15 protein-coding genes and 1 pseudogene are annotated in these 16,420 nt (G+C 72.5%); 6 read left to right on the top strand and 10 right to left on the bottom strand.

The window, feature by feature from the left end:
- Positions 1–9 precede the first annotated feature (9 nt).
- A complete protein-coding gene (locus AB5J55_RS06070; protein WP_369269669.1) occupies positions 10–1,425 on the bottom strand; it encodes a PLP-dependent aminotransferase family protein in 1,416 nt (471 codons plus the stop codon).
- 410 nt (positions 1,426–1,835) lie between these two features.
- Here AB5J55_RS06070 and AB5J55_RS06065 point away from each other — a divergent pair.
- Positions 1,836–2,672: pseudogene (locus tag AB5J55_RS06065) on the top strand (EamA family transporter); the annotation flags it as partial.
- 45 nt (positions 2,673–2,717) lie between these two features.
- Here AB5J55_RS06065 and AB5J55_RS06060 read toward each other — a convergent pair.
- Positions 2,718–3,548: an alpha/beta fold hydrolase gene (locus tag AB5J55_RS06060; protein ID WP_369269668.1), complete on the bottom strand. Its 831-nt coding sequence runs from the start codon at positions 3,546–3,548 to the stop codon at positions 2,718–2,720.
- A 203-nt stretch (positions 3,549–3,751) separates the two neighbouring features.
- Between AB5J55_RS06060 and AB5J55_RS06055 the strand changes: the two genes are divergently transcribed.
- Complete coding sequence (locus AB5J55_RS06055) at positions 3,752–4,636, top strand: RNA polymerase sigma-70 factor (protein ID WP_369269667.1); 885 nt, start codon at positions 3,752–3,754, stop codon at positions 4,634–4,636.
- Between the two features lie 171 nt (positions 4,637–4,807).
- On the top strand, positions 4,808–5,569 hold the full coding sequence (locus tag AB5J55_RS06050) for a GntR family transcriptional regulator (RefSeq protein WP_369269666.1): 762 nt from the start codon (positions 4,808–4,810) through the stop codon (positions 5,567–5,569).
- Between the two features lie 122 nt (positions 5,570–5,691).
- On the opposite strand, the gene AB5J55_RS06045 is transcribed toward AB5J55_RS06050, so the two are convergent.
- From AB5J55_RS06045 to AB5J55_RS06035, 3 genes are all read right to left on the bottom strand, one after another.
- Complete coding sequence (locus tag AB5J55_RS06045; RefSeq protein WP_369269665.1) at positions 5,692–6,849, bottom strand: ROK family protein; 1,158 nt, start codon at positions 6,847–6,849, stop codon at positions 5,692–5,694.
- Between the two features lie 131 nt (positions 6,850–6,980).
- Entirely contained in the window at positions 6,981–7,643 is a 663-nt protein-coding gene (locus AB5J55_RS06040; protein WP_369269664.1) for a response regulator, read from the bottom strand.
- A 14-nt stretch (positions 7,644–7,657) separates the two neighbouring features.
- Positions 7,658–8,827, bottom strand: coding sequence for a sensor histidine kinase (locus AB5J55_RS06035; RefSeq protein WP_369269663.1), 1,170 nt, complete (start codon positions 8,825–8,827; stop codon positions 7,658–7,660).
- Positions 8,828–8,936: 109 nt separating this feature from the next.
- Here AB5J55_RS06035 and AB5J55_RS06030 point away from each other — a divergent pair, with 109 nt between their 5' ends.
- From AB5J55_RS06030 to AB5J55_RS06020, 3 genes are read left to right on the top strand one after another with little or no spacing between them, the layout of a single operon-like run.
- A complete protein-coding gene (locus tag AB5J55_RS06030) occupies positions 8,937–9,857 on the top strand; it encodes an ABC transporter ATP-binding protein (protein WP_369269662.1) in 921 nt (306 codons plus the stop codon).
- A gap of 3 nt (positions 9,858–9,860) precedes the next feature.
- Positions 9,861–10,586 carry an ABC transporter permease gene (locus AB5J55_RS06025; RefSeq protein ID WP_369269661.1) on the top strand — a complete coding sequence of 242 codons (726 nt, stop codon included), beginning with the start codon at positions 9,861–9,863 and terminating at the stop codon, positions 10,584–10,586.
- A gap of 41 nt (positions 10,587–10,627) precedes the next feature.
- Positions 10,628–11,056, top strand: a complete 429-nt coding sequence (locus AB5J55_RS06020) for a hypothetical protein (protein ID WP_369269660.1) — start codon at positions 10,628–10,630, stop codon at positions 11,054–11,056.
- A 32-nt stretch (positions 11,057–11,088) separates the two neighbouring features.
- Here the strand turns inward: AB5J55_RS06020 and mug are convergent, their stop codons facing one another.
- The 5 genes from mug to AB5J55_RS05995 all read right to left on the bottom strand — a co-directional run bounded on the left by mug (position 11,089) and on the right by AB5J55_RS05995 (position 16,389).
- Positions 11,089–11,637, bottom strand: a complete 549-nt coding sequence (mug, locus tag AB5J55_RS06015; RefSeq protein ID WP_369269659.1) for a G/U mismatch-specific DNA glycosylase — start codon at positions 11,635–11,637, stop codon at positions 11,089–11,091.
- Positions 11,638–11,650: 13 nt separating this feature from the next.
- Positions 11,651–13,093, bottom strand: coding sequence for an adenylosuccinate lyase (gene purB / locus AB5J55_RS06010; RefSeq protein ID WP_369269658.1), 1,443 nt, complete (start codon positions 13,091–13,093; stop codon positions 11,651–11,653).
- Between the two features lie 98 nt (positions 13,094–13,191).
- On the bottom strand, positions 13,192–13,974 hold the full coding sequence (locus AB5J55_RS06005; protein WP_369269657.1) for an SGNH/GDSL hydrolase family protein: 783 nt from the start codon (positions 13,972–13,974) through the stop codon (positions 13,192–13,194).
- Between the two features lie 61 nt (positions 13,975–14,035).
- Complete coding sequence (locus tag AB5J55_RS06000) at positions 14,036–15,049, bottom strand: hemolysin family protein (RefSeq protein ID WP_369269656.1); 1,014 nt, start codon at positions 15,047–15,049, stop codon at positions 14,036–14,038.
- Positions 15,046–16,389, bottom strand: coding sequence for a hemolysin family protein (locus AB5J55_RS05995; RefSeq protein WP_369269655.1), 1,344 nt, complete (start codon positions 16,387–16,389; stop codon positions 15,046–15,048). The genes AB5J55_RS06000 and AB5J55_RS05995 overlap by 4 nt, the downstream gene beginning before the upstream one ends.
- Between the last annotated feature and the right edge of the window lie 31 nt (positions 16,390–16,420).

The following is a 16,420-nucleotide window of genomic DNA, read 5'->3' as shown; positions in this document are numbered from 1 at the left end:
CCGCACCGCTCAGCTCGGACCCGCGACCGAGGCCTCGGCCATGAGCCGTACACCCGCCCGGATCCGCGTCGGCGCCAGGTGCGCGTATCCCAGGACCAGCCGCACACCCGGGCGCCCGCCCTCCCCGGCACGCGCGTGTGTGTAGTCCGTCAGAGGGCGCACCGCCACCCCGGCCGCGGCCACGCGCGCGAGGAACCGTTCCTGGGGCCCGTACCGCTCCGGAAGTGCGGCGATGACATGCAGGCCCGCGGCGATCCCGGACACCTCCGCGCCCGGGAAGTGCTCCTCCAGGGCGGATACGAGGGTGTCGCGGCGCTCCCGGTAAGCGCGCTGGCACCGGCGCAGCTGGCGGTCGTAGTCGCCGCGCTCCACGAAGCGGGCGAACAGCGCCTGATCGAGGGTGGGATGACCGAGGTCCATGGTCCGTTTCCGCTCGACGACATCCTCGGCCAGCACCTCCGGCACCAGCAGCCAGCCGAGCCGGAGCCCCGGTGCGAGGGACTTGCTGACCGACCCCGCGTACGCGACGCGCTCGGGGTCGAGCCCCTGGAGTGCGCCGACGGGCGCACGGTCGTACCGGAAGTCGCCGTCGTAGTCGTCCTCCAGGACGTGTCCGTCGACGGACCGCGCCCAGTCGAGCAGCTCGGCACGGCGACGCGCGGAGTAGGCGATGCCCGTGGGGAACTGGTGGGCCGGGGTCGTGACGACGGACCGTAGGCCCGACTCCCGCAGCGGGCCGAGGGCGAGCCCCTCCTCGTCCAGCGGCAGCGGCACGGTGGTCACCCCGGCTGCCGCGTACAGGGCGTCGTGCTGCGGGCTCCCAGGGTTCTCCACGCCCACTTCGCGCATCCCGCGCGCGTGCAGCACGAACCCGAGCAGCGTCGTCGCCTGCGCCACCCCGGAGACCACCACGATGCGCTCGGGGTCCGCGACGACGCCCCGGCGCCGCGCCAGCAGCTCGGCCAGTGCCGTCCGCAGCCGGGGCAGCCCGCGCGGGTCGGGATAGCCGAGCTCGTGGTGCGGCAGTTCGGCCAGCACTCCGCGTTGTGCGGCGGCCCACGCGGCGCGCGGGAACAGCGACATGTCCGGCGTCCCGGGTACGAAGTCGGCGTGGGCGCCGGTGGCGCGTGGAGCGAGATCACGCGCGCGTGGCCGCGCGGCCCGTACGGCACTGCCCACCCACGTCCCGGCACCCCGACCGCTGCGCAGATAGCCCTCCGCCGTCAGCTGCTCGTACGCCTCCGTGATCAGCCCCCGCGACACACCGAGGTCGGCCGCGAGGTCCCGGCTCGACGGCAGCCGCGTGTCCGGAGCCAGCCGCCCCGACCGCACCGCCTCACGCAGCGCCGCCTGCAGCGAACGCCCACGCGCGCGTGCCGGCGCCGAAGCGGCGGGCAGCAGCAACTCCCAGGCGGCGGAGTCCACATGAGGCTGCGGGTCGCCCGAGGTCGGCGTCTCAGGGCCCTTCGCTCTGCCGCTGAGACCGGTGAGACCACTGGGCGGTGGAGTGGCGGCGCGAGGAGTTGAAGTCTCCGGTCCGTCCGCGCGAGGTGCCCGCTCCGCCGGATCGTCCGCGGAAGGCGTCGCAGAGGGCTGCGCCCGCCCCCTGGGGCCGCTCGCCCGGCCTCCCGCAGCGGACGCTGCCGGCCGAGCCGATTCAGCCGACCCGGCCGGATCGCCTCCGCGTGACCCCGCCGTGCGCGCCTCCTGCCCCGCGGAATCGCCCGTCGAGGCCTCCGAGGCGTGCCGTGCCGTCCTACCGGCCGGATTGGTCTGCGATGGCGTCATGAAAGTGGACCTTAATCCGGACCGCTGCGCTTCCTAGCGTCGCTTCCATGAACGCCGACACCACGCGCGGAGCCCTCCTCGCCGCGCTCGCCTGCATCCTCGTCGGGGGATCCTTCACCGCCAACAGCCTCCTCGGCGACTACCCGTACGCCGGCGGTCAGTTCCTGCGTTACACCCTCGCCTGCCTCCTGCTCGTCCCGTTGGCCGGGCGCGACGCCGCGGCCCGGCTGCGCGCGCTCGCGGCCCGTCAGTGGGCCCGACTCGTGGTGCTCGCCGCCGTCGGCATGGTCGGCTTCAACCTGGCTGTGATCGCCGCCGAGCGGACGGCCGAACCGGCGGTTCCCGGAGTCTTCGTCGGCTGCGCGCCCGTGGTCGTGGCCGTCGTCGTCCCCCTGCTGGACAAGCGCCGCCCCCAACGGACGGTCCTGTACGGGGCGTTGCTCGTCGCAGCGGGCGCGGTCACGGTCCAGGGCTGGGGGCGCACGGACGGCGCCGGCATCGCCTTCTCCGTGTGCGCGCTGGTCGGCGAGGTCGGTTTCGCCGTCCTGGCCGTGCCCGTGCTGCGCCCCCTGGGTCCGCGGCTGCTGTCCGCCACGGTGTGCGGTGTCGCGGCGGTCGAGTCCGCGGCGGCCGGACTGCTCCTGGACGGCACCGCGTGGCTGCGACGGCCCGACACCACCGAGGCGGCGGCTCTGCTGTGGCAGGCGGTGGTCGTGACCGTGGTCGGCTTCGTGTGCTGGTACATGGGCATGCAGCGGATCGGCGCCGAGCGCGCCACGCTCTTCTCCGGCCTCATCCCGGTGGCCGCCGCATGCACCGCCCCGCTCGTCGGAAGCGGCTCCTACGGCGCCGTACAGGCGCTGGGGAGCGCCCTGGTCGGTGCCGGAGTCGCCCTGGGGTCGGGCGCGTCGGCGCGCGCCCCGCGTGGGTCAGCGGCTGCCGTCGAGGATGACGCGCGCGACCAGGGCCGGGTCGTCGTTCATGGGGCAGTGGCCGCAGCCGGGCAGCCTGACGAGGCGCGCCCGGGGGATGATCTGCTTGGCGCGCACTCCCTGGCGGCGCACGAGCAGCCGGTCCCTGGTGCCCCAGGCCACGGTGACCGGGATCCCGGGGATGTCGTCGGAGAACCGGATGGTCCGGCCGGCGTCGAGGGTCTGGTCGAAGCCCGTGGCCCGCGCCAGCGCCAGGGTCTCGGCGACCACGGCGTCGGGTGACCGGCGGCCGGGTCGGGCGTAGATCGTGCTCGTCAGGACCGTACGGCCGGCAGCCGACCGGGACAGCTGCTCCACCAGCGGCAGCGGCAGCCGGCGCGAGATGTGCCGCATCGCGAGCAGCACGCCGAAGGCGTAACGCCGCTCGGCCTCCGACCAGAACCCGGCCGGGGAGAGGGCGGTGACGGACCGCACGAGCTTCTCGCGGCCGAGTTCGAGCGCGATCAGGCCGCCCAGCGAGTTGCCCACCACATGCGGCCGGTCGAGCTCCATTGCCTCGCAGAAGGCACCGAACACGGCCGTCGTCGTCGCCAGGTCGTAGGAGAGGGTGTTCGGCAGGCCCGGGGATGTTCCGAAGCCGGGCAGGTCCACGGAGATCACATCCCGCTCGGTCGCGAGGATGTCCACCACCGGCTCCCAGACCTGTCGGTGGTGCCCGATCCCGTGCAGCAGGAGCAGGGGCTCGCCGCTCCCCACGCGCGCATAGTCGACGCTCACGCTCTGCGGGCCGTGGGGAGAGGCGACCTGGAAGGAGACGGTGGCGGACATGGGGTGCTCCTCGGCTGGGACATGCTGACGGACGGCCGTAGACAGCTTGTCAGCAATTGCTACCGACGGGTAGACCCTGACGGTCGTGGACATCGGGCCCGCGTGCCCCCAACCCGCCCTGCGGCCCCCAAGGTTGAACGACACAGGGCCAAGGGCGACGATTTCGCCTGGACACGACCGGGCGTGTCGGCTGGGATGGAGCGGTGACCACCGACACCGAGACCGACGTCTTCGAAGAGCACCGCCCCGTCCTCCTGGGGGTCGCCTACCGCATGCTCGGGCGTGTGGCCGACGCGGAGGACGTGGTGCAGGAGACCTGGCTGCGCTGGTCGGGCGCCGAGCGGTCCGAGGTGCGCGAACCACGCGCCTACCTGGTCCGCATCACGACCCGGCTCGCCATCGACCGACTGCGCCAGGTCAAGGCGCGCGGCGAGACCTACGTCGGCCCCTGGCTGCCGGAGCCGTACGTCACCGACTTCGGGGACGCCGTCCCGGACACCGCCGAGCGGGCCGTTCTCGCCGACTCCGTCTCCCTTGCCGTCCTCGTCGTCCTGGAGTCGCTGTCGCCGCTGGAGCGGGCGGTGTTCGTCCTCAGGGAGGCCTTCGGCTATCCGTACGCCGAGATCGCCGCCATGCTCGACCGCGGCGAGGCGGCGGTGCGCCAGCTGGCCGGGCGGGCGCGCAAGCACGTCGACGAGCGCAGGCCGCGGTACGAGGTGGACCCGGCCCAGCGACGCGATCTCACCGAACGGTTCCTGGCCGCGGCGGCAGGGGGCGACCTGGAGGGGCTCATGTCGCTGCTGGCCCCGGACGTCCGTCTCGTCGGCGACAGCGGCGGCAAGGCAAAGGCGCCGGTGCGGGTCCTGGAGACAGCCGACAAGGTCGGGCGCTTCCTCGTGGGCGTCACTCGCAACGGCGTCCCCGACGTAACCTTCCGGTTCCTGGAGATCAACGGCGGTCCCGCGGTGCTGGTGCGGTCCGGGGACAAGCCCGACAGCGTCTTCCAACTGGACGTCCTGGACGGGCGGATCCAGTCGGTCTACATCATCCGCAACCCCGACAAGCTGACGTCACTGGCGACGGCGTAGCTCCCACCGCCCCGTCCCGGCGGTGTCGGCGCGAGCCGGTCCCGTGAACGTTCCCGGCGATTGGTATTGACCAAGGGTGAGGGCCGCCCTATGGTCGCAGATAAGTGCAACAACCTTTAATAAACAAGGGCGCTAAAACGCCGACGGGCCACGGCGATTGCGGAGGACAGGGTGGGGACCACGCAGCTGGAAACGGTGCCGGAACCGAAGTACTGGCATCTGAGGACCGTGCTCAGTGAGGCACTGGACTCCGAGTTCACCGTTGGCGAGATTCTGCCCAACGAACGCGACCTGGCAGCTCGTTTCGGCGTCGCCAGGGCCACGCTCAGGCAGGCCCTGGAACAGCTCGAACTGGAAGGCAGGCTGCAGCGCCGCCGCGGTGTCGGTACGACTGTCGCGCCGCCGCGCGTGGGCGTGTCCGTCGGGGGCGAGCAGCACGCCTGGCCGGGGGCGACCGACGACGTCTGGCAGCCCGCGGACTGCGCACTGGCGGCTCCGCCCGCGTCCGTCGCGGACGCCCTGGAGAGCGGCCGGGACGAGGCCGTGCACACCGTGCGCCGTTCTCGCGTGACCCACGGCCAGCCTGTCGCCGCCGAGCTGCTGTATGTCCCGCAGTCGTCGGTGCCCGACCTCTCCGCCATCGACGCCCCGTCCGGAGCGGCACGCGCGCGTGCCGTGCTGCGCGAGCTGCAGCGCCTGGAGCTGGAGGGCCAGGACAGCGCCGTCGAGCTGGGCTCGGCCCGCGCGGACGACGCCAAGGAGCTGGACCGGCTCCCGGGGGCGCCCGTTCTCGTCGTGACCACCCGCTACATCGCCGAGGGCCGTACCGCCGCGCTCTCCGTCGCCACCTACCGTGCGGACACCTGCCGGCTGACGTTCGGCGACTCCGGTGGCGTGGAGATCCACCAGGGCCCGGAGCGCCAGGCGTCCTGACGTAGTACCGGCACCTGTCCCGCGCCCCGGATCCGCTCCGGGGCGCGTCGCGTATCCAGAAGCGCAGGGGGCGCGCCACCGCCTGCCGGTGGCGCGCCGTGCCGATGCCTGACCGGTGGCCGTCAGCGTCGCCCCGTCACGGTCCCCTCCACCGCGAACAACTGCTCCTCGACATGGTCGAGAGCGAGCCGCAGTGCTCCGGTCGCCACGGCGGCCTCGCCGAGGAGGGACAGCGCGACCTTCGGCGGGCGCAGGCAGTAGCGGGCCAGCTCGCGGCGCAGCGGCTCCAGAACTCCGTCCAGGCCGGCCGCCCACCCGCCGACGACGACGAGTTCGGGGTCGAGGGCGAGGACGAGGGCGGCCACGTCGTGGACGAGGCGCTGGATAAAGCGTTCCACGGCTGCGAGAGCGTGCCGGTCGCCGTCGCGGGCCTGGGCGAAGACCTTGGCGACGGCGTGCTCGTCGAGCGGGCGCAGGGGCTCGTCCGTGGTGGACAGCAGCGTCTCCGGAGTCGCCTCCCGGCCCAGCAGATGCAGCGCGCCGATCTCACCGGCCGCGCCGCCGAAGCCCCGGTGCAGCTGACCGCCGATCAGCGAACCGGCACCCGGGCTCAGCCCGGCCAGCACGAACACCACGTCGTCGGACTCGGTGGCGGAGCCCTTCCAATGCTCGGCCACGGCCGCCGCGTTGGCGTCGTTCTCCACCAGGACCGGGCACTTGAAGGAACGGCTCAGCCGCTCGCCCAGCCTGAGACCCGTCCACTCGGGCAGCGCGGCGCCCAGCCGCACGGTCCCGTCGGCCTCGACGATGCCCGGCGTCGCGACCCCCACGGCACGCAGCGAGTTGCGTGCCACACCGGCCCGGCGCAGCAGCTCGGCAACGCCCGTACGCACCCGATCGAGGCGCTCGTCGGCGGGGGCAGTCTCGTCGACGTCCTTGGCGATGGCGCCGAGAATCCGGCCGTCCAGGTCGGCGAGGAGCGCCGCGACCCGATGCGACCCGATCTCCACGCCGAGCAGATGACCGGCCTCGGCCCGGAACCGGAACCGGCGCGCGGGCCGGCCCTGGCGCCGCACGACACTCTCGTCGGCCGCCTTCTCGACGACGTACCCCGCCTCGATGAGCCCCTCGACGACGCCCTCGACGGTCGGCCGGGACAGTCCGGTCACCCGGGTGATCTCCGTCAGCGTGGCGGCGTCCGTGGCACGCAGTGCGTGCAGCACCACCGCGGAGTTGATCCTTCGCAGCAGCGAGGGATCCCCGCCGGTCAGTGGCCCCAACGTCCGTCCTCCCAGCTCGTGCGCATGTTGGGCGGATGGTACTCGCAGTGGCGAACCCGGGCGAGTGTCGGGCACCCCCGGACCTACCGGTCGGTCCGTCCGGCTGGCCTCGCCTCGGTCCGGGGCAGGGGTCACCCCGGTGCCACGAACCCCGACTCGTACGCCGTGATCACCGCCTGCGTGCGATCCCGCGCCCCCAGTTTGGCCAGGACGGCGCTCACGTGGGACTTCACCGTCTCCGTCCCGACCACCAGCCGGACAGCGATCTCCGCGTTCGACAGTCCGCGTGCCATCAGCCGCAGCACCTCGGCCTCCCGCTCGGTGAGCCGGGCCCGCTCCAGTACCGCGCGCGCCGCTCGGTTGCCGCCGTCGTCGCCGTACTGCGCGGCCAGCTGCCGCACCGACGCCGGGAACAGCAGCGACTCGCCCTCGGCGACCAGCCGCACCGCGTGCACGATCTCGGCAGGCCGGGCCCGCTTCAGCAGGAAGCCGTCGGCACCGGCCCGCAGCGCCTCGTACACGTACTCGTCGTTCTCGAAGGTCGTGACGACAAGGATCTTCGGCGGATCGTCGACCGTGCGCAGCACCGCGCGCGTGGCCTCGATCCCGTCCAGCAGCGGCATCCGTACGTCCATGGCGATCACGTCGGGCCGCAGCTGCCGCACCAGCGGGATCACCGCCGCACCGTCGGCGGCCTCCCCGACGACCTCGATGTCCGGCTGCGCCTCCAACACGGCCCGCAGACCCGCGCGTACGAGGGGCTCGTCGTCGACGAGGAGAACGGTGACCGGCATCCGGTCAGCCTAGATCAACTCAGCGGCAGCTCAACATGTACCTGCCAGTCACCTTCCTCGGGGCCGGTTCGCGCATGTCCGCCCAGCAGGGCGGCGCGCTCGCGTATGCCGCGCAGGCCGCTGCCCCGGCCGGGCCCGGGTATGTCGGCGGTCAGCGGATTGCGGACCTCGAGGGTGAGGGTGCCGTCCGCGACGGCGATGCGTGCCCCGACCGGGACCGCGCCCGCGTGCCGCAGCACATTGGTCAACGATTCCTGGAGGATGCGGTAGCCCTCCCGGGAGACAGGACCGGGCACGGTGTCCAACGGTCCCGTGAGCTCGATGTCGACCTTCGCGCCCGACGCCCGCGCGGACTCCAGGAGACGGTCCGCGTCCGTCAGCGTCGGACGGCTGCTGACCGGCCGCTCCGACTCGCGCAGGATGCCGAGGACCCGCTCCAGGTCTTCCAGCGCGGCCCGGCCGGTTTCCTCGATGGCGTCCAGGGCCCGGTCGGTGAAGGCGGGGTCGCGGGCCGCGCGCGCGGCACCCGCCTGCACCACGGCCACGGTCAGGGCATGGCCGATGGAGTCGTGGAGTTCACGGGCGATGCGCGTGCGTTCCAGGAGCTGTTCGGTGCGCTCCTCCATGGCCGCGAGGCGCTCGGCCGGCGTGGGGCCCAGGAGGCGGCGGGCGAGTGCGGTGATGAGATGGCCGGAGGCGACCACCGTCACCGCCAGTGCGACCAGCAGCAGCGGCACCAGCAGGACGTTCCACCAGCCGCGGCCATCGAGGGTGAACAGTCCGCCCTCCTCGAAGTCCCGGTCGAACGGCGCCATCAGCAGGCTCACCGTGCCGAAGAGCAGTTGGGTGACGCATATCGCGGTCGCGTAGCCCAGCAGGAGCCGCGCCTCCAGCCAGACGACGAGCCGCCCCCGGTCGCCCCAGGAGGCGGACGGCGCGACCACGATGTCCGTGCTCGCCTGGTCGTGCCGGTGCCCGGTCAGCAGCAGCCTCGCCTGGAGCCCCTCCGCGGTCCGCATCGCGGGCACCAGTGCGGCGGGGGCGAGCGCGGCTGCGGCCACCGGCCAGATCCACCACGCTTCCCGGACGAACAGCCACATGCTCGGCCACACGATGCCGATGAACAGATGCAGCAGCCGTGTGTACGTCACCGCCCGACCGAACGGGCGCAGCAAGCGGACCATTTCGTCATCGTGCCAGCCGCCACTGACAACGGACCTCCCCCGCACGGGGGAGTCGATCTCCACCCGTGGGGGAAGAGCCGCCGCACCCCGGGCGGCCAGGCTTACCGCCATGACCAGCATCGAAGTCCGAGCCCTCACCAAGGAGTACGGCAACCGGCGAGCCGTGGACGACCTGACCTTCACCGTCCTCCCCGGCCGCGTCACCGGCTTCCTCGGCCCCAACGGCGCCGGAAAGTCCACCACCATGCGGCTCGTCCTCGGCCTGGACCGGCCGACCTCCGGAACCGCCGCGATCGGCGGTCGCGCCTACGCCGCACTCGACCGACCCCTGCGGCAGGTGGGCGCGTTGCTCGACGCCCAGGCAGCGCACGGCTCCCGAACCGGCCGTGACCATCTGCGCGTCCTCGCCGCGACCAACCGCATCCCGAACCGCCGCGCCGACGCGGTGCTGGAGGAGACGGGGCTGGCCTCGGTGGCGGGCCGCAGGGTGAGGACGTACTCCCTGGGCATGCGCCAGCGGCTCGGCATCGCCGCGGCCCTCCTCGGTGACCCGGAGGTCGTGCTGCTCGACGAGCCGTCCAACGGCCTCGACCCCGAAGGCATCATCTGGATCCGTGAGTTGCTGCGCCGGCTCGCGGGGGAGGGGCGCACGGTCCTGGTCTCCAGCCATCTCATGAACGAGACCGCGTCCTTCGCGGACCACCTCGTGGTCCTCGGCCGGGGGCGCCTGCTGGCCGACACCCCCATGCGGGAGTTCATCCACGCGCGCGTGGAACCCCGCGTCCGTATCCGTACCTCGGACGCCACCGCACTGAAGACCGCGCTCGCCCGGCACGGTCACGACGCCGTCCAGCACGAGGACGGGCACTGGAGCGTGCACCACGCGCGCGTGGACGACATCGGCCGCCGCGTGTCCGAGGCCGGCGTCCCCATCCTCGAACTCGCCGCCGAAGAGGGCACCTTGGAGCAGGCCTACCTCGCTCTGACCGCGGCCGAGGCCGAGTTCACCGCACAGCCCCAGGAGGCCTGAACCATGGCATTCGCGCCCGTACTCCACTCGGAGTGGCTCAAGATCCGCACGCTGCGCTCACTGTCGGGAGCGCTGCTGGCGCTGTTCGCCGTGACCACGGCATTCTCCGTGCCGGCCGGCACCGACGGGAGCTCCGACCCGGAGTTCGACCCGCTGTTCACGGCCATGTTCGGGATTCTGCCGGGCCAGATCGCCGCCATCGCGTTCGGGGCGACGGCCGTGTCGTCGGAGTACCACGGGGGTGCCCTCAGGCTGTCGCTCGCGGCGGTTCCGCAGCGCGGACGCTGGTTCGCGGCGAAGGTGACGGCCATCGCCGTGCCGGCACTGCTCGTGGGACTCGTCACCGCCTTCACCGCGCTGGTGGTGGCACGCCCGGGACTCGGCTCGGCGGCGAGCGGGCTCACCACGGCCGAGCAGGTGCGCGGGGTCGCGGGCTGCGGGATCTACCTCATGTTGATGGCGTTGTTCGCGGCCGGTCTCACCGCGGTGCTGCGCAGCGGTGTCGCCACGCTCTCCATCCTGATCCCGTTCATCCTCGTCGTGTCGTTCGTGATCGGCGACGCCGCCGGCACCGTCGCGGACTTCCTGCCCGACAAGGCCGGCCAGATCGCCCTTCACCAGACCTACGACGGCACCCTCGGGCCGTGGTCGGGCCTCGCGGTGACTGCTCTGTGGACGGCGGCGGCGCTGCTGGCGGGGGCATGGAGCGTGCGGCGCCGGGACGCCTGACGACACACCAATTGTCAGTGCGGCCGGGTTTACTGGACCCCATGAACATCGCACGGCACATCGCCCTCATCGACGAGCTGTGCTTCCGCCCCTTTCCGGCGGAGCACGGCCCGTCGGACGTCGGCGACGGAGGGCCTGGGTATCACGTCGCGGTGTTAGAGAGGAGCGGGGACGACTGCGGGACGCGCGCGGCGACGGTGGAGCAGTTCGAGAAGTACCGGGACGCCCTGTACGAGGTGTACGCGCCCCAATGGCGGCACACCCATCCGCTGAACCTGCAGACCGTGCTGCTGCGCACCGAGCGGGAGGAGATACCCGAGCCCTGGCGGCTTCTCAGTGCCGGCGCCGACGTCGCCCACCTCTGGCAGGCGGAGGGGACGGGCCGCTGGATCGCGGTGGCGGTCGTCGACCGGGACCCGGCCGACGACGTCCAACTCCTGGCCGTGGTCACGGACGTCGACCCACCGTGACGCGTCAGGTGAGTCGCCCCACCGTGTCTTGGTCAGGCCTGCTCCGCCGCCACCCGCAACCTGGCGAACTCCTCCGCCATCGTCTGCGCCGTCCAATGCGCGTTCAGCCCGCTCGGGTTCGGCAGCACCCACACGCGCGTGCCCCCGATCACCCGCTCCTGGGGCCCCACCTGCGCCTTGCGGTCGTCGAACGCCGCCCGGTAGGCGGTCACCCCGACGACGGCCAGCCAACGCGGCCGCAGCCGAGCCACCTTCGTCGCCAGCAGCCGCCCGCCGTCACGGTACTCCTGCGCGCTCAGCTCGTCGGCTCGCGCGCTCGCCCGCGCCACGACGTTCGTGATGCCGAGCCCGTAGGACAGCAACTCCTCCTGCTCCGACGGCTTCAAGAGCCTCGGCGTGAACCCGGACAGATGCAGGACCGGCCAGAAACGGTTGCCCGGGCGGGCGAAGTGATGGCCGGTCGCGGCCGTCATCAGACCGGGGTTGATGCCGCAGAACAGCACATGGAGACCGTCCGCGACGACGTCCGGCACCAGACGGTCGCGGGCGGCCTCCAACTGCTCGGCGGTGAAGCGCGTCATGCCGTGGGCGACGTCAGAGGATCGCCCCGGGCGTGTAACCGGCGGCTGCCGGGCGCTGCTTCACGATCTCCTCGATCCGGCCCACGACGACGCCGACCTGGTCGGCCGCGGCACCCGTGAAGGACAGCTTGTCGGCCATCAGGGCGTCCAGTCCGGCGCGGTCGAGCGGGATGCGCTCGTCGGCGGCCAGCTTGTCGAGCAGCTCGTTGCGCTCGGCGCCCTGCTCGCGCATCGCCAGCGCGGAGGCGACGGCGTTCTCCTTGATCGCCTCGTGCGCGACCTCACGGCCGACGCCGGCGCGCACCGCGCCCATCAGCACCTTGGTGGTGGCGAGGAACGGCAGGTAGCGGTCCAGCTCGCGGGCGACGACCGCCGGAAAGGCGCCGAACTCGTCGAGCACCGTCAGGAACGTCTCCAGCAGGCCGTCCAGTGCGAAGAACGCGTCCGGCAGCGCGACCCGGCGCACCACCGAGCAGGACACGTCACCCTCGTTCCACTGGTCGCCCGCCAGCTCGCCGGTCATCGACGCGTACCCGCGCAGGATGACCATCAGGCCGTTGACGCGCTCGCAGGAGCGGGTGTTCATCTTGTGCGGCATCGCGGACGAACCGACCTGGCCCGGCTTGAAGCCCTCGGTCACCAGCTCGTGCCCGGCCATCAGGCGGATCGTCTTCGCCAGCGACGACGGCGCCGCCGCGAGCTGCACCAGCGCGGTCACGACCTCGTAGTCCAGCGAGCGGGGGTAGACCTGGCCCACCGAGGTGAACGCCTGCGCGAAGCCCAGGTGCCCGGCGATCCGGTTCTCCAGCTCCGCCAGCTTCGCCGCGTCCCCGCCGAGCAGGTCCAGCATGTCCTGTGCCGTGCCGACCGGGCCCTTGATGCCGCGCAGCGGGTAGCGGCCGAGGAGCTCCTCGACCCGGCCGTACGCGACGAGGAGCTCGTCGGCGGCGGTGGCGAACCGCTTGCCGAGCGTCGTGGCCTGGGCGGCGACGTTGTGGGAGCGGCCGGCCATGACCAGCTCGCCGTACTCGCCGGCCAGCTTGGCCAGGCGCGCCAGCACGGCCACCGTGCGGTCGCGCATCAGCTCCAGCGAGAGCCGGATCTGCAGCTGCTCCACGTTCTCGGTGAGGTCGCGCGAGGTCATGCCCTTGTGGACGTGCTCGTGCCCGGCGAGGTCGTTGAACTCCTCGATCCGCGCCTTCACGTCGTGCCGCGTGACCTTCTCGCGCTCGGCGATGGAGGCCAGGTCGACGGTGTCGAGGACACGCTCGTAGTCGGCGAGCGCCTCGTCCGGCACCTCGATGCCGAGGTCCTTCTGGGCCCGCAGCACGGCGAGCCAGAGCTGCCGCTCCAGCTTCACCTTCTGCTCGGGGGACCAGAGCGTGGCGAGCTCGGTGGAGGCGTAGCGTCCGGCGAGGACGTTCGGGATGCGGGGCTTGGCGGGCGCAGAAGTCACGTGTCCAGATTCTACTGGCGGTTTGTGCAGGCCAGCGCCGCGGCCCGGTTGGGCGGAACGTACGAGACGTGCGTCACGTCGCCCTGCCGGCTCCGGCGCTACTCCACCGTGTCCTCGTACGGCAGCAGGCCCGGCCGCTTCGCCGGCCGGCCGTCTCCGGAGGAACGGCCGGTCAGGCGGCGTCCGATCCAGGGCAGAAGGTGCTGCCGGGCGAACCGTGCGTCGGCGACCCGCCGCGAGGTCCACCCCGGCGGCAGCGTGGCCGGCATCGGTGTGCGCCACTCGGTGTCCTCGGGGTCGTACCCGAGCGTCTGCCACACAGCCTCCGCGACCCTGCGGTGCCCCTCCGCCGAGAGGTGCAGCCGGTCCACGTCCCACAGGCGCGGGTCGCTGAGGGACGGGGCGCCGTACAGGTCCACGACGACAGCGCCGTGCCGCGCGGCCAGCTCGTCCACGTGGGCGAACAGCTCCTCCATGCGCGGCCGGAACCGCTCCAGCACCGGGCCCTGGCGGCCGGGGCTGCGCATCAGGACCAGCTGTTTGCAGGACGGGGCCAGCCGCTCCACGGCCTCGGTCAGCAGAGCGCGCACGCGCACCATGTCGCACTTGGGCCGCAGGGTGTCGTTGAGCCCGCCGACCAGCGTGATCACGTCGGCCTGCATGGCCGCCGCAACCTCTACCTGCTCGTCGACTATCTGGCGGATCAGCTTCCCGCGCACCGCGAGGTTGGCGTACCGGAAGCCGGGCGTACGGGCGGCCATCCGGCCGGCGAGGAGGTCGGCCCAGCCCCGGTAGGAGCCGTCCGGGAGGAGGTCCGACATGCCCTCGGTGAAGGAGTCGCCGACCGCGACCAGGCTGCTGTAGGTGGGGTTCGTCTGCATGGCGACAGAAATAGTATCCCGTGCACATACCCATCGGTCGGTCGGCCTCCGGCCCCGAATCTCACGCCCGCTGCCCGAACAGCTCCCGCAGCACGTCCTCCATGGTCACCACACCGCCCAGCCGCCCGTCGCTCCCCAGCACGGCCGCCAGGTGCGTCCGGCTGCCGCGCATGGCGGTGAGCACGTCGTCCAGCGGCGTGCTCTCCCGTACGCGCGCGATGGGCCGCATGTCGTCCACCTGGAACGGCACGTCCCGCGGGGAGGCGTCCAGCGCGTCCTTCACATGCAGATAGCCGACGATGTGGCGGCCGGAGTCGACGACCGGGAAGCGGGAGAAGCCCGACTCGGCCGACAGCGCCTCCAACTCCTCCGGAGTGACGCCCACGCGCGCGTAGACGACGCGTTCCAGCGGAAGCACCACGTCGCGCACCGGCCGGCGGCCCAGTTCCAGGGCGTCGTGCAGCCGCTCCCGCGCGCGCTCGTCAATGAGGCCGGCCTCACCGGAATCCCGCACCAGACGAGCCAGCTCGGCGTCCGAGAACGTGGCGGTGACCTCGTCCTTGGTCTCGACGCGCATCAGCTTCAGGAGCGCGTTGGCGAAGGCGTTGATCGTGAAGATCACCGGCCGCAGCGCCCGCGACAGCGTGACCAGCGGCGGGCCGAGCACCAGGGCGCTGCGCACCGGCTCGGCCAGCGCGATGTTCTTCGGCACCATCTCGCCCAGCAGCATGTGCAGATACGTGGCCAGCGAAAGCGCGATGACGAAGGACACCACGTGCCCCGCGCCCTCCGGCACGCCCACCGCGTGGAACACCGGCTCCAGCAGGTGCTCGATGGCGGGCTCCGCGACCACACCCAGCACCAGCGTGCACAGCGTGATGCCGAGCTGCGCCGCGGCCATCAGCGCGGACACGTGCTGCAGACCCCACAGCACGCTCTTGGCGCGCCGGTCGCCCTGGTCGGCGTACGGCTCGATCTGCGAGCGCCGAACCGAGATGAGCGCGAACTCGGCGCCCACGAAGAAGGCGTTCACGACCAGCGTCGCGAAACCGATGAGCAGCTGTACGGCGGTCATCGCCCGCCCTCCTTCTCGTCCTGCTCCGCCGCCTCGTCCAGCGGCGCGTGCATCAGCACCCGCGCGGCCCTGCGACCCGCGGCATCCACCACGTCCAGGCGCCAGCCGGCGACCTCGACACAGTCACCGACCGCGGGGATCCGGCCGAGCTCCGTCGCGACGAGACCGGCCAGCGTCTCGTACGGCCCGTCGGGCGCCCTCAGCCCCACGCGCGTGAGCTGGTCCATCCGCGCCGAACCGTCGGCCGAGTACAGCGCCCGGCCCTCGTCGTCGCTGCCCGCCTGGGCGAGGTCGGGCGTCTCGTGCGGGTCGTGCTCGTCCCGCACCTCGCCGACGACCTCCTCGACGATGTCCTCCAGCGTCGCCACGCCCGCCGTGCCGCCGTACTCGTCGATCACAACGGCCATGGTGCGCTTGCCGGACAGCCGGTCCAGGAGCCGGTCGACGGTGAGTGTCTCGGGGACGAGGAGCGGCTCGCGCATCAGCTCGGCGACGGAGACGCGCGGACGGGCCTCGGCGGGCACCGCCAGGATGTCCTTGATGTGAGCGGTCCCCACGACGGAGTCGAGGCTGCCGCGGTAGACGGGGAACCGGGACAGCCCGGTCGCCCGGGTCGCGTTCGCCACGTCCTCGCAGGTCGCCTGGGCGTCGAGGGCGACGACCTGGACGCGCGGGGTCATGACGTTCTCCGCGGTCAGGTCGGCCAGGTTCAGTGTCCGAACGAAGAGCTCGGCGGTGTCCGCCTCCAGCGCACCCTCACGGGCGGAGTGGCGGGCGAGGGCGGCCAGTTCCTGGGGTCCGCGCGCGGCGGCCAGCTCCTCGGTGGGTTCCACGCCGAAGCGGCGGACGATCCGGTTCGCCGTGTTGTTGAGGTGGGTGATGAAGGGGCGGAAGATCGCGCTGAACCAGCGCTGCGCGTTTCCGACCCGCTTGGCCACGGCCAGCGGTGAGGAGATCGCCCAGTTCTTGGGCACCAGCTCGCCGACGACCATCAGGACGATGGTCGACAGCGCCGTGCCGATCACCAGAGCGATCGAGCCGGCCGCCGAGTGGGAGATGCCCATCGACTCCAGCGGGCCCGCGATGAGCCTCGCGATCGACGGCTCGGCGAGCATGCCGACGACCAGGTTGGTGACCGTGATGCCGAGCTGTGCGCCGGAGAGCTGGAACGTCAGATTCCGTACGGCCTTCAGGGCGCCGGACGCGCCCCGCTCGCCGCGTTCCACGGCCCGCTCCAGCTCGCTGCGCTCGACCGTGGTCAGCGAGAACTCCGCCGCGACGAAGGCACCGCAGGCGAGCGACAGCAGGATCGCCACCAGCAGGAGGAGCACTTCGGTCATCGGGTCACCTCCGTCCCATGGTCGGACAGGG

Origin of the sequence: Streptomyces sp. R11, assembly GCF_041051905.1 — a bacterium.
Lineage (GTDB): Bacteria > Actinomycetota > Actinomycetes > Streptomycetales > Streptomycetaceae > Streptomyces.
This window is presented reverse-complemented; position numbering and strand designations above follow the sequence as displayed.

Excerpts from the sequence above, each read along its gene's own strand:
- AB5J55_RS06060 (WP_369269668.1), bottom strand. The coding sequence starts at position 3,548 with ATGTCCGCCACCGTCTCCTTCCAGGTCGCCTCTCCCCACGGCCCGCAG.
- AB5J55_RS06040 (WP_369269664.1), bottom strand. The coding sequence starts at position 7,643 with ATGCCGGTCACCGTTCTCCTCGTCGACGACGAGCCCCTCGTACGCGCG.
- AB5J55_RS06035 (WP_369269663.1), bottom strand. The coding sequence starts at position 8,827 with ATGGTCCGCTTGCTGCGCCCGTTCGGTCGGGCGGTGACGTACACACGG.
- AB5J55_RS06030 (WP_369269662.1), top strand. The coding sequence starts at position 8,937 with ATGACCAGCATCGAAGTCCGAGCCCTCACCAAGGAGTACGGCAACCGG.
- AB5J55_RS06025 (WP_369269661.1), top strand. The coding sequence starts at position 9,861 with ATGGCATTCGCGCCCGTACTCCACTCGGAGTGGCTCAAGATCCGCACG.
- AB5J55_RS06020 (WP_369269660.1), top strand. The coding sequence starts at position 10,628 with ATGAACATCGCACGGCACATCGCCCTCATCGACGAGCTGTGCTTCCGC.
- mug (WP_369269659.1), bottom strand. The coding sequence starts at position 11,637 with ATGACGCGCTTCACCGCCGAGCAGTTGGAGGCCGCCCGCGACCGTCTG.
- AB5J55_RS06005 (WP_369269657.1), bottom strand. The coding sequence starts at position 13,974 with ATGCAGACGAACCCCACCTACAGCAGCCTGGTCGCGGTCGGCGACTCC.
- AB5J55_RS06000 (WP_369269656.1), bottom strand. The coding sequence starts at position 15,049 with ATGACCGCCGTACAGCTGCTCATCGGTTTCGCGACGCTGGTCGTGAAC.
- AB5J55_RS05995 (WP_369269655.1), bottom strand. The coding sequence starts at position 16,389 with ATGACCGAAGTGCTCCTCCTGCTGGTGGCGATCCTGCTGTCGCTCGCC.